The organism is uncultured Thiocystis sp. (assembly GCF_903866365.1).
GTDB lineage: Bacteria > Pseudomonadota > Gammaproteobacteria > Chromatiales > Chromatiaceae > Chromatium.
Map to the genome: position 1 here is coordinate 1 of NZ_CAIPNF010000233.1, position 10,574 is coordinate 10,574.

Consider the following 10,574-nt stretch of genomic DNA (forward strand, 5'->3'; position numbering starts at 1 on the left):
CCCGCCATGATGATCATGGGACCAAAGAAGAACATGGCGCCATGACTGAGGGTCTCCGACTTGAACAGAAGCTTCATGTTGTCGAAGAAGTTCTGCCAGATGCTCGGCCCCCAGCGGCGCTGGACGCGAGCGTTGAACTGGCGGTAGAAGCCATAGAAGAGGAAGCCCATGACATAGCTCATGCCGAGCATGGCCAGTGCGTCGAGGAGGTGATGCACCATCGATTAAGCTCCTGTCACTGACTGAAGGGTCAGGGTCGCGGCGAAGATCAGCACGGCGAGCAGAATCCAGGTCTGCGGATTGCCCGAATAGAGCCCGCTCAGAAGTCCGGCCGCGGCCTGGATCTGGCGCACCAGGCCGGCATAAAAACCCTGTGTGCTGTGATTCAGGATCCAGCCCACCAGCGGGATGCGGCGCAGTTCGCGGCCCATGCCGGCACCATAATGCAGCGGCGTCTCGGCGGTTGGAACCTCGCCCGCATAACTGAGATCGTAGGGACTGCCCGCCTGACGCATCCGCCCGCGTAGCAGGAAGAAGATCGCCGTCACCAGCACGAAGACCGTTGCGAATACCGACATCAGCACCACGCCGTCATAACCGCCATAGGCGGTGGCGAGTTGTCCCCAGGCTGGCGCGCCGATGGGTGTCATCCCCAGGGCGGTCAGGACGGGATCGATGAGGATCTCGATGGCCCAACCCGGAAAGATCCCGAGCGCGACCAGCAAGCCCATCAGGACGATCTGCGGCACGAGATACTGCCAGGGTGCTTCGGTCGCCACCCGGGCCTCGGGCGAATTGGCGTGACCCAGGAAGGGACCGTAGATCAGCTTGTAGCAATAGACGAAGGCCGCGGTGCTGGAGAGGATCATGGCGGCGAGCAGCAGCAGCCAGTGCGCCTCCAGCAGGGAAACGTAGATCAGATATTTGGACGCGAACCCCGGTAGCGGCGGCATGCCGGCCAGACCGATGATGCCGATCAGGACGCCGAAAAAGGAGATTGGCATCCGCCCGATGAGTTGGCCGAGGTCGATGAAACGGCGGTGTCCGGTTTGCAGGACGATCCCGGCAATCGCGATGAACAGCAGCAGCTTGACCAGGGTATGCACCAGCGAGTGAAAGAGCGCGCCGCCGATGGCCAGCGAGCTGCCCACCCCGATGGCGGTCACGATATAGCCGACCTGCGCGATGGAAGAATAGGCCAGCAGACGCTTCATATCCTCCTGCGAGATCGCCTTGAAGGTGGCGACGATGGAGGTGATGACCCCGATCCAGGCCAGCACGTAACCCGCCGCCGGACCCTTGAGAAACTGGCCGAAGAGTCCCGCGAGCCCTTCCGGGAAGAGCGTCAGCAGCAGGATCAGCGCGTAGATCCCCATCTTCGACATCAACGCCGAGAGGAATGCGCTGAAGACATCGGGTGCCTGATCGTAGCTGCGCGGCACCCAGAGATGCAGCGGCAGCGTGCCGACCTTGATCAGGAAGGCGAGCCCGAAGAGCGTCACCAGCGACAGCGTTTGCAGGGTATCCAGTCCGGCGACGGCGCGAATCGTGAACTCGCCGGTCAAGCTGTAATAGACCAGGATTCCGCCCAGCAGCAGGAAGGCGGAGGCGAGATTGAAGAGGATATAGGACTGCGCGCCCTCCAGGTTGGTGCGCGGAGAGCGCAGCAGAAGCAGATAACTGCTCCAGGTCATGATCTCCCAGCCGACGAAAAAGCCGATGAAATCGCCCGAGAGCAGCAGGAGCTGCATTCCCAACAGCAGCAGCGCGTAGAGTGCATAGGTAGCTGGCTCGTCACGCGTTTCGTCTAGCACTCGTGCTGAGCGAAGTCGAAGCATCGGCAGGGCCACCAGGGGTGCGCCGAGCGCCAGCAGCAGCAGGAAAAAGCCCGACACCGGATTGAGATCGAACAGCAGCGTGATCCCGCCGAACAGCGGCCAGGCGACCCCGCCATCCCAGGTCAGCAGGGTCATGGCGGGCGTCAGCGAGAGGGCGAGAAAGAGCAATTTAACGATCAGGTTCATGGCTGAACTCCCAGCACGCTTTCCAGAATGGCCCCGCGTCCCAGCAGTGCCTTTGCCGCCTGCACGAACCAGTCTTCCAACAGGAAGGGCGCCACGCCGAGCAGAATCAGCAGACCCGCGATCAGCAGCAGCGGCGCATAGGCCCAGTCACCCTCGGGTTGACCCGCCGTCACCGGCGGTTCGGGCGCGTAAAAGACCTTGATCCAGCGGAAGTAATAACCGGCCTCCAGCAGCGCGGCTAGCAGGATCAGCGCGATCGGCCAGAAGACCCGAGCCTCGGCGAAGCCCTTGAGAATCCAGAGCTTGCTGGCAAAGCCGCTGAGCGGCGGCAGGCCCAGCACGGCTAGCGCACCGAGCACGAACAGCCCGGCGGCCAGCGGCATGGCGCGCCCGAGACCCTGGAGATTCGCCAGCCGGACCGACAGAAAACGTCGCAACATCAACGCGGTCAACAGGAACAGCAGCAGCTTGATCAGGGTGTGGTTGACCATGTGAAAGAGCGCGCCAGCGGTCGTCGCCTCGGACGCGAAGCCGAGCGCCAGCGTGATCAGGCCCACCTGACCGAGCGAGGAATAGGCCAGCATGCGGCGCAAATCCTGTTGGCGCAGCGCCACGGCCTCCGCGACGAGCATGGTGGTCGCGCCCAGCGCCATCAGCCAGGTTCGCGCCACGGTAGGATCGGCCAGCAGCAGGAACACCAAATGGAAGAGGACGAACAGGAATGCCTTGACCAAGACACCGGAAAACAGCGCGGTGATTTCGGGATCGCTGCCCCGGTAGATATCCGGCACCCAGAAGTTAAAGGGGAAGAGTTCGGCCTTGATGCCCAGGCCGATCAGCATGAGCAGGCCGATGAGTGCCTGCATCGGGGCCGGGATGCCAGCGAAATCGCGGGCGAGCGCGGCCATGTTCAGTTGGCCGGTTTGTAGATACAAAAGAACGATGGCGAACAGGAAAAAGATCGCCGCGACCGAACCGATGATCAGGTATTTAAGTCCCGCCTCAAGGGCCGACTTGTCGCGCCGCAGCGCGGTCAGCGCATAGGCGCTGACGCCGGCAATCTCTAGGAAGACATAGAGATTGAAGAGGTCGCCGGTCAACACCATGCCACTGCTGCCCGCGATCAGCAGCAGGATCAGAATGAAGGCCGGACGCCCGCGCAGCCTGTCCTGAGCGGAATCGAAGAGCCTGTCCTGAGCGGCGTTGAAGGGATGGGATTCGCGATTGCTCAACCAGATAAAGGACGCGACCAGCGCGCCGGCGAGGTTGAACAGCGCGACCAGCAGCAGCGAGACCGCATCCAGATGCAGATGAATCCCCAGCGGCGGGGCGATGACGATGGTTTCCAGCAGCGGCGCGACGCGCACGGTCGGAATCCAGGACAGCGCCAGCGCGAAGAGTGCGACATGGGCACCCAGCAGGATCGGCATGAGCAGACGCAGCCGCACCCACAGCGGCGACAGGAAGGCCAGCAGCAGCGGAACGGCGATGAACCAGACGGGCGTGAAATGCAGTGTCATCGTCAATCCTTCAGTTCAGTCATCGCATCGACGCCAACATGGCCGGTCAGCCGGTGATATTGAATCGCCATTGAGGTGCCTAGCGCCGTCACCGCGACGCCGATGACGATGGCGGTCAGGGTCAGGGCTTGCGGGATCGGGTCGGCCATGCCGGTAAACGTCAGCAGGCCATCCGAGAGAATGGGCGCGGTCTCGCCGGGCGAGGTGGCGAGCGCGATCAGGATCAAATAGACCGCCAGTTCCATGATCTCGATGCTGACAAAAATCTTGAGTAGATGCCGCTTGGCGAGCAGTCCGTACAGGCCGATAAAAAACAGCATGAGACTTCCCAGGAGATAAATGCCGTGAAGCACCCTGGGGCTATCGAGAAATTCCAGCATGATTACAGCTCCCTGGCGGCGAGTGCGTGATCTGGCGCGGGATCCGGTTCCAGCATGTCCTGGAAGATCGCGCCAACCTCCGCCCCGACCTTGATACCGACCAACAGATAGATCAGCGGGATGACGCCGGCGCTCACGAGTTGACCCATCGCTTCGACCGGGTGCGGGATGAAATTGCCGAGAAAGCTTGCCGTGCTGACCAGCACCAGCCCCAGCATCCCAAACAGCACGAAGCCGCTGCCCGAGAGCGATTCATAGAAGTCGACCCGCGCGTGATCGAGGGTAAACGCGGGATCGGCGATCATGCGCAGGAAGAAGGCAGTGGCGACGATGACGCCGCCCTGAAAGCCGCCGCCGGGCGAGAGATGACCGTGCAGGACGACATAGACGCCGAGCATCAGGAGCGTCGGAAAGAGCAGGCGCGTTCCCGTCACCATGACTTCATTGGGATGGCTGTCGCGGTCGCGGGGAACGGGGGACGGCGTCAGCCCGCCCGCGAACAGCAGACCCACGCCGGTCGCGGCCAGAAACAGCACCGTCACCTCGCCCAGGGTATCGAAACCGCGATAGCTCACCACCACCGAGGTCACGGCATTGGCTGAAGCCGTCTCGCTGTTACGCGCCAGCAAGGTATCGCCAACGCCAGTCGTCAGTCCGTCAAGGCCATGATTGAGCAGAATCGTCAGGTGCAGCATTAGCAGCCAGCCGCAGAGCAGGACCAGCAGCAGGGTCTGGACGCGGAAGCGTTTACGCAGTGGGACGCGGCTCATTGGAGATCCTTCCGTTCGGTGCGTCCAAGCTGGCGCACGCCCATCAACATCACGAAGCTGCTCGCCGCCGCGCCGATGGCCGCCTCGGTCAGCGCGACGTCGGGTGCCTGGAGCAGAAAGAACTGACCGACCGCGCCCAGGCTCAGGAGCGACAGGCCAAGGGCGGATTGCAGGAGATCCGACTGGACGATGGCCATGATGGCCGCGCCGATCATCCAGGCAAAGAACGCGATGGCGAGTAATCCGGTCATGCCTGGGCCTCCTCGGCGGGTGTTTCCGGTGTCAGCGCGGCTTTCCGTTCGGCGCAGGCGTCACAGGCCAGCGGCACCATCTGCGCGCCGCTACGGTAGGCCGCACGCGCCAGGACCGAGGAGCTGAGTGGGTTGGTCAGCAGGATAAAGACCGCGATGATGAGGATCTTCGGTGCCCAGGCGGGCATCAGACAGGCCATCCCAAGCAGCATCAGCAGCGAACCCAGCGTCGACGCTTTTGCGCCGGCGTGCATCCGCGTCAGGACATCGGGCATGCGAATCAGCCCCAAGCCGCTGACCCAAAAGAAAAACATGCCTCCAGACATCAAGAGATAGCCCAGATACTCCACTTAAACCCCCTTTTCCAGAAAACGACTGAAGAGGATGACGCCCGCGAATCCGACCACCGCGAAGATCAAAGCCACGTCAAGATAGATGCCGCGTTGATAAAACAGCGACAGCAGCGACAGCAGGGCAATGACCAGAATGCTGAGTGTATCCAGCGCAAGAATCCGATTAGCTGCATCGGGGCCTTTGAAAAAACGCCAGAGAATCATCAGGATTGGTGGCAGGAGAAGCAAAATCATCACGACGAGCATGAGCGGTACCTTATTCCATTGCGGTCATCAAACATCTAAACCGCGTTCAGGGTGATCTCTGTCTTGTTTCGAGCGAACTGACGGCGAAGGGCGCCGCCGACCCTTCGGCTTTGCTCATCGTGCTCAGCGAAATCCAAAAAATGGCATAAACGTGGCATCGCGGATGCGGTGTCACATGAAGTATTGATGCGAAAATTTTGAGGATATTGATCGGCTGGCAACGGGTTGCTGGCCGTGTGCGCCTCGATATCGAGTGTTCGTGGCTCTTTTCGTCAATCGTCGGGGCGTGATCCGCGTCATGCCACGCTGCCAAATTCGGCAATAAAAGTATTTTATCGCGAACCCCATCACCAATACAGTGTTTTCTAATGGTTCAGGGGCTCGCCCATGTGATTCCGGTCGCGAATTGATCTGGATCATCGATGAAATGACGATTGATACCACGCAGCAGTTTGCAACTGCGTTGACCAACGACGATCGGCTAAGACGTGGTTTAACCGATGGACGGCAAACCTGACAGCGCCATCGCGACCTCGTTCTCGGCATACTCCAGATCCTTGAGCTTGCCGCCCAGATAATCCGTATACGCCTGCATGTCGAAGTGACCGTGCCCGCTCAGATTGAACAGGATGGTCTTGGCCTCGCCGCTCTCGCGACACTTCTCGGCCTCTTCGATCACGGCGCGCACCGCGTGGTTGGCCTCGGGTGCCGGGATGATGCCCTCGGCCTTGGCGAACTGGATCCCGGCGGCGAAGCATTCCAGTTGATTGTAGGAACGCGGATCGATGTAGCCGAGCGCGGCCAGATGGCTGATCTGCGGCGCCATGCCGTGATAACGCAGACCGCCGGCATGGAAGCCCGGCGGAACGAAGGTGGAGCCGAGCGTATACATCTTGCACAGCGGGGTCAGATGGGCGGTGTCGCCAAAATCATAGGCGAACAGCCCCTTGGTCAGGGTCGGACAGGCCGATGGCTCGACCGCGATGCTCTGGATCTTGCGCCCGCCGCGCATCTGTTCGCCGATGAAGGGAAAGGCGATGCCCGCGAAGTTGCTGCCGCCGCCGGTGCAGCCGATGACCATGTCCGGATAGGCGTCGGCCATCTCCATCTGCTTCTGCGCCTCAATCCCGATGACGGTCTGATGCAGCAGCACATGGTTCAGCACGCTGCCGAGCGCGTACTTGGTGTCGTCGCGCTGCGCGGCCAGTTCCACCGCCTCGCTGATGGCGATGCCCAGGCTACCGGTGCTGTCGGGGTGTTCGGCCAGGATCGCGCGGCCGGATTCGGTGGTGTTGCTGGGGCTGGCGATGCACTCGGCGCCGAAGGTTTCCATGAAGGCGCGGCGGTAGGGTTTCTGGTTGAAACTCACCTTGACCATGTAGACCAGGATTTCCAGCCCGAACATGGACCCCGCCAGGGCCAGCGACGAACCCCACTGACCGGCGCCGGTCTCGGTGGTGATGCGTTTGACGCCTTCCTGCTTGTTGTAGAAGGCTTGAGCGATGGCGGTATTGGCCTTGTGACTGCCGGCTGGACTGACGCCTTCGTACTTATAGAAGATCTTGGCCGGCGTATTCAGCGCCTTTTCCAGCCGCCGCGCGCGAAACAGCGGGGAAGGACGCCATTGACGCAGCACCTCGCGCACCGGCTCTGGAATCTCGATCTCGCGCTCGGTGCTCACCTCCTGTTCGATGACGGCGCGCGGGAAGATAACCTCCAGTTCCGCCGGGGAGATCGGCTGCTGGGTGCCGGGATGCAGAATCGGGTCCAGTGGCTTGGGAAGATCCGCATTGATGTTGTACCAGAAGCGGGGAAGGTGTTGCTCGTCGAGCAGGTATTTGACCGTGTCGCTCATGCTGTCATCGGGCCTCGGTAGTGAATGGGGCGACTGGCGATCGGATTGTTGCGGGTCGCTGTCGTCGATTGTCAACTGTGCCATGTCCATGGCGTGGCTTGTATTCTAAACCGCGTCCGGCATGACATGCGCTGTTTGTGAGTGGGTTGGGCCACGATGGAATCGTCGGACGTTGCCATCGGCAATTCTCGCTATGCCCTGATGATGCGAAAAACCCAGACAAATCAGGCGGACGGTGAAGAATTTCCCGTTCGTCCCGATCCGGCCGGTTGTCGTACGGTGTTATCGACGGTAGCATCCAAACCGCGAGATGTTCAGGCCGACGGTCGGTTCCGAGGTTTGGCGCGGGTTGCCGACCCTGGGCAACGACGCCAATTCGAGCGAATCCAACGGATGTCAATGCATGAAGAATTTCAGTATCGGCTGGCGCGTCCTCATTGGGTTTGCCCTCCTCCTCGCCTTGACCATTGGAATCACTCTACCGCTGGTGCTGTCGCAATTGAGCGCGATGTCCGATCGCGCCGAGCGTCGTCATCTTGACGACCTGTTTTTCGCCCTGAACAACGCGATCGCGGAGCAGGGCGAGCGCGCTCAAGCCTTGAGCGCGGCTATGGCCCAGATCCCCGAGATCCAGAAGGCGTTCGCCGAGAGGGATCGCGCGCGCCTGACCGAACTGACGCACCCCATCTTTACCTACATGAAGGAACGCCAGGGGGTGCGCCAGTTTCAATTCCTCACCGCTCCCGCCACCTCCTTTCTGCGCGTACACATGCTGGAACGTTTCGGCGACGATCTGACGGCGATCCGTCAGACGATTGTCGAAGCCAATCGTACCCATCAGCCGGTGCGGGGACTCGAAAGTGGCGTGGCTGGGCTGGGGGTGCGAGGGGTCGAGCCGGTCTCCTGGCAGGGCCAGCCAGTGGGCGTGGTCGAGTTCGGGCTGTCCTTCGACCAGACCTTTTTCGCGGCGTTCAAGGAAGACTTCCGTGTCGATGCCGCGCTGCAAATTCCGGATGGAGACGGCTTCAAGATCTTTGCCGGAACCATCGAGAGCGGCACCGCGTTCAGCCCGGAGGCGCTTCAGCGAGGCATGAACGGCGAGATTCTGACCCGCCACCTGGACGTTCAGGGCGCTCACTCAGTGGCCTACGGACGCGTGATCAATGATTTTGCGGGTCATCCGGTCGGCGTACTGGAACTGCTGATTGATCGCGGTGACGCGGTCGCGGCCTATCGCACGGCTCTCGTCTCGATCCTGACGGCTGGCGGCGTGCTGCTGCTGATCGGTCTGGCGCTTGCCTGGTTCACCGCCCGTAGCATCACCGTGCCGATTCGCGCCACGGTGGAGAGTCTGCGCGCGATCGCCGCGGGCGACGGTGATCTGACCCACCGTCTTGACGCGACTGGACGCAACGAGCTGGCTGATCTTGCCCGCGCCTTCAACGCGTTTGTGGGCAGAATCCATGAACTGGTCAAGCAGTCCGCGGGTGCGGCGTCCCAGATGGCGGCGGCCGCCGAGGAACTCGCGATCACCAGTGTCGAGACGAGTCGTCAGGTCATGCAGGAGCAGTCCGAAACCGATCAGGTGGCGACGGCCATCAACGAGATGACGGCCACGGTGGAGGAGGTCGCCCGGCATACGGCGGAGGCCGCCCGCATGGTCCGGGACACCCAGCGAGACGCCGATGCCGGCGATCTGATTGCGCAGCAGACAGTGACCGCCATTGAGGGGCTGGCGGCGGAGGTCGAGCAGGCGGGCATCGTGGTGGCGCGTCTGTCAGAGGATAGCAAGGAGATTGGCGCCGTTCTGGAGGTCATCCGGGGCGTGGCCGAGCAGACCAATCTGCTCGCACTGAACGCGGCCATCGAAGCGGCGCGCGCAGGCGAGCAGGGACGTGGTTTCGCGGTCGTGGCCAATGAAGTCCGCACCCTGGCCAGTCGCACCCGCGCCTCGACCGAGGACATTACCCAGAAGATCGAGCGCGTGCAGACCGGCTCGGGTAGCGCCGTGGCGGCGATCGCGCGCAGCCAGGCCCGGCGCGTCATAGCGTCGATCAGGCGCGCCAAGCCAGCGAATCCTTCAAGACGATCGGCGGCGCGATTGCCGCTGCCAACGATCTGAATACCCAGATTGCCAGCGCGGCCGAGGAGCAGACCGCCGTCGCGGAGGAGATCAACCGCAACATCCACATCATCTCCAGGACCGTCGATCAGACCGCCGCCGGCTCCGCGAACATTGCGCAGGCCAGCGGGGAACTGGCGCGCCTGGCGGCCGAGCTGCAGGACAGGGTTGGTCGGTTCAGGATTTAAGGATAGATACCGGATATCCGCCGTCGCATCGCATGAGCGATGCGACGCTTGGGTTGACGCTGGATATCCGGCCCCGTTCCATCGCGGCCGGGCGCCACGCCCCCGAACCAGGTCACATAGAGCGTCGGCAGGAACACCAGCGTGAGCAGCGAGGCGACGGCGAGGCCGCCCATGATGGCGAAGGCCATCGAGCCCCAGAACACCGTGGGCGCGATCGGGATCATGCCGAGAATGGCGTACTCGAAGACGGCGAACTGACTGAGCGGGATGGTGCGACCGTTGGGCAGCGACACCGGCAGACTGCGCAGCGTTTCGACCGTTTGGGCGAAGAAGGGGTTGGGCAACTGCACGTTCAGCGGCAGATAGAAGCGGATGGCGCCCTGGCCGATGTAGGTGCTCCAGCGTTCGATCTCGGGCGCGAACTCGGGATCGTCGCGCAGGATCTGCTCGAACTTGTTGAGCAGACGCTCGGTCGCATGGATCGAGGCGTTTTGCGGCAATTGAAGGTCGACCAAGAGCTCGGGACGGTCCGACGACGGGAAGAGCTGGCGCCGCACCTGGCCAACGACCAGATCCCCAACGAGCAGTACATCACCACCGCGGTTGGCCGTAATTTTCAGGATGTCACCCCTGCGCGGCATTTTCTACGGCGGCGGCACCCATGACCTGCTGGTCGCCGTCGATGTCAACCGGATCACGGATCCCGTATCGGCGGTTCAACCGGCTTAGGCGATTTCCGGAAGGGGGGTGGTCGGTTAGTGCCTCCACGCCCTATATGTTGTGGTCACCACTTATAGCCATGCGTCACTGCGGCTTCAGTGACGGGCTCGGTAACGACCGCCTGCTCCATGAGTCGGCGGAAGAC

The 10,574-nt window shown here is 62.1% G+C and carries 10 protein-coding genes and 1 pseudogene; 1 reads left to right on the forward strand and 10 read right to left on the reverse strand.

The features are described 5' to 3' along the window. From QZY07_RS12990 to QZY07_RS13030, 9 genes are all read right to left on the reverse strand, one after another. A partial coding sequence (locus QZY07_RS12990; RefSeq protein ID WP_295403301.1) for an NADH-quinone oxidoreductase subunit H occupies positions 1-221 on the reverse strand: 221 nt, incomplete at its 3' end. A gap of 3 nt (positions 222-224) precedes the next feature. Further along, on the reverse strand, positions 225-2,024 hold the full coding sequence (locus QZY07_RS12995; RefSeq protein WP_295403304.1) for a proton-conducting transporter membrane subunit: 1,800 nt from the start codon (positions 2,022-2,024) through the stop codon (positions 225-227). After that, positions 2,021-3,544 (reverse strand): proton-conducting transporter membrane subunit, encoded by a 1,524-nt coding sequence (locus QZY07_RS13000; protein WP_295403307.1) that lies wholly within the window; start codon positions 3,542-3,544, stop codon positions 2,021-2,023. Before QZY07_RS13000 ends, QZY07_RS12995 begins: the two co-directional genes overlap by 4 nt. Before the next feature lie 2 nt (positions 3,545-3,546). Beyond that, complete coding sequence (locus tag QZY07_RS13005) at positions 3,547-3,924, reverse strand: sodium:proton antiporter (protein WP_295403310.1); 378 nt, start codon at positions 3,922-3,924, stop codon at positions 3,547-3,549. A 2-nt stretch (positions 3,925-3,926) separates the two neighbouring features. Beyond that, positions 3,927-4,694: a hydrogen gas-evolving membrane-bound hydrogenase subunit E gene (mbhE, locus tag QZY07_RS13010; RefSeq protein ID WP_295403313.1), complete on the reverse strand. Its 768-nt coding sequence runs from the start codon at positions 4,692-4,694 to the stop codon at positions 3,927-3,929. After that, positions 4,691-4,945 (reverse strand): hydrogenase subunit MbhD domain-containing protein, encoded by a 255-nt coding sequence (locus tag QZY07_RS13015; protein ID WP_201091837.1) that lies wholly within the window; start codon positions 4,943-4,945, stop codon positions 4,691-4,693. The genes mbhE and QZY07_RS13015 overlap by 4 nt, the downstream gene beginning before the upstream one ends. Continuing rightward, positions 4,942-5,295, reverse strand: a complete 354-nt coding sequence (gene mnhG, locus QZY07_RS13020; RefSeq protein ID WP_201091835.1) for a monovalent cation/H(+) antiporter subunit G — start codon at positions 5,293-5,295, stop codon at positions 4,942-4,944. The genes QZY07_RS13015 and mnhG overlap by 4 nt, the downstream gene beginning before the upstream one ends. Further along, positions 5,296-5,544: a monovalent cation/H+ antiporter complex subunit F gene (locus QZY07_RS13025; protein ID WP_295403319.1), complete on the reverse strand. Its 249-nt coding sequence runs from the start codon at positions 5,542-5,544 to the stop codon at positions 5,296-5,298. A 493-nt stretch (positions 5,545-6,037) separates the two neighbouring features. Beyond that, positions 6,038-7,399 (reverse strand): TrpB-like pyridoxal phosphate-dependent enzyme, encoded by a 1,362-nt coding sequence (locus tag QZY07_RS13030; protein WP_295403322.1) that lies wholly within the window; start codon positions 7,397-7,399, stop codon positions 6,038-6,040. Between the two features lie 403 nt (positions 7,400-7,802). On the opposite strand from QZY07_RS13030, the pseudogene QZY07_RS13035 reads away from it, so the two are divergent. Further along, positions 7,803-9,709: pseudogene (locus tag QZY07_RS13035) on the forward strand (methyl-accepting chemotaxis protein). Here the strand turns inward: QZY07_RS13035 and QZY07_RS13040 are convergent. After that, positions 9,706-10,350: a hypothetical protein gene (locus tag QZY07_RS13040; RefSeq protein ID WP_363184178.1), complete on the reverse strand. Its 645-nt coding sequence runs from the start codon at positions 10,348-10,350 to the stop codon at positions 9,706-9,708. The pseudogene QZY07_RS13035 and the gene QZY07_RS13040 sit on opposite strands and share 4 nt — an antisense overlap. Positions 10,351-10,574: the final 224 nt, after the last annotated feature.